This is a genomic window from Pyxidicoccus fallax (genome assembly GCF_012933655.1).
GTDB classification, from domain to species: domain Bacteria; phylum Myxococcota; class Myxococcia; order Myxococcales; family Myxococcaceae; genus Myxococcus; species Myxococcus fallax.
On sequence record NZ_JABBJJ010000684.1, the window covers coordinates 1 to 1745 of the forward strand.

The following is a 1745-nucleotide window of genomic DNA, read 5'->3' on the forward strand; positions in this document are numbered from 1 at the left end:
GGCGTAGTCCCCTCCCCGCCCACACGGGCATGAAAAAGGCCCCGACTCCCAGGTGGAGTCGGGGCCTTCTTCTTTTCGAGGCCCGGAGCCCCGGTGGCGCTTCAGCCGACGCGGTAGCTCTTCACCGCGCTGGAGAGCTGCTCGGAGATGATCTGCAGCGTGGTGGCGGCCTCGCCGGTGGAGCCGATGCGGGCCACCGTCTCGTCCATCATCTTGGAGAGGTCGTTCACCGCCAGGGTGATTTGGTTGATGCCCACGTTCTGCTGGCTGACGGCGGCGGCAATCTGGCGCACGGCGGCGGTGCTGTCCTGGGCGATGGTGGACAGCTCGCGCAGGTTCTGACCGCTGGTGCGCACCTGGGCCATGCCGGCCTCCATGCGCTCCGCGCCACGCTCGGTGATGCGCACCGCGGCCGTCACCGAGTTGGCGATGTCGTCCAGCAGCTCGCGCACGCGGGTGGTGGCCTGGATGGACTGGTCGGCCAGGGCGCGAATCTCGCGCGCCACCACGGCGAAGCCCTTGCCGTGCTCGCCCGAGCGCACGGATTCAATCGCCGCGTTGAGGGCCAGCATGTTGGACTGGTCCGCCAGGTCCTTCACCGTCTGGGTGATGCCGCCAATCTGCTGCGTGCGCTCACCCAGCTCGAGAATCTTCTGGGCAATCTCCCCCACCTGGGCGCGGATGTCGTTGAGGCCCGCCATGGTGGACTCGATGGAGGCCTCGCCCGCGCGGGCCAGCGCGTCCACGCGCTCGGCGACGGACAGCACCGTCTCCGCCTTCTGCGCGGCCAGCATGGACGTCTGCTTGATTTCCTGCGCCGTCACCTGCGTCTCCTGCAGCGCGGCGGCCTGGCGGGAGATGGTCTGCGCCTGCTCGGTGGACGAGGCGTTGAGGTGCTCGGTGGACTGGGTCAGCGCGGTGGCGGCCTGCTGGAGGTTGACCGTCACCTCCTTGAGCCGGCCCACCATCTGCGCGAAGGAGTTGGACAGCCGGCCCACTTCGTCGCCGCTCTTCACCTGGATGGGGCGCGTGAGGTCGCCGGACTCGACGATGTGGCCCGCCACCTCCGTCAGCTCGCGCAGCGGGCTGACGATGCTGCGGCCGAACAGCGCCGACACCGACACGCCCAGCGCCACCAGCAGCAGGGCGAACAGCGTCATCCGCCAGCGCAGCTTGGAGACCAGGTCGTCGATGTGGTCCATGGACATGCCCACGTGCACCGTGCCCAACCGGCCCTTGGCCACCGGGGCCGCCACGTCCATGGCGCGCAGCCGCTTGCCGTCGGCGGTCTCCACCTCCCGCACGATGCCGTCCGCGGACGAGGCACCCTCGCCCTTCAGCGACTCGGGGAGGCCGCCGGAGAAGGTATGCGCCACCACCGCGCCCGTGGCGTCCTGGATGTAGAGCCAGGCCAGGTCCTCGCTCTCACGGCTGACGTCCAGCATGGGCTGGAGCGTGCCGTCGCCGGCCGTCACGCCCTGCTCGGCGGCCACCGCGAGGCTGCGGGCCAGCAGCCGGCCCTCGCCCAGGTGGTTGTCCATCAGGTCGGACTCGAGCTGCCGGGTGGCGATGCCGGTGAGGATGATGGCCAGCGTGGCGGTGATGCACGCGGTGAGCAGCACGAACTTCGGCGCCAGCCCCAGGGACTGGCGGAACTGCCGCGAGAGCTGCGTGGCGAGCGATGGCTGGGGAGAGGTCACGGAATCACCATCGGGGGGAAGACGTCAGAGAGGGTCCCGCGGGGG

The 1745-nt window shown here is 70.1% G+C and carries 1 protein-coding gene; it reads right to left on the reverse strand.

The genetic code is table 11. From position 1 onward, the window contains the following. Nucleotides 1-101: 101 nt before the first annotated feature. On the reverse strand, nucleotides 102-1700 hold the full coding sequence (locus HG543_RS53470) for a methyl-accepting chemotaxis protein (RefSeq protein ID WP_169352650.1): 1599 nt from the start codon (nucleotides 1698-1700) through the stop codon (nucleotides 102-104). Nucleotides 1701-1745: the final 45 nt, after the last annotated feature.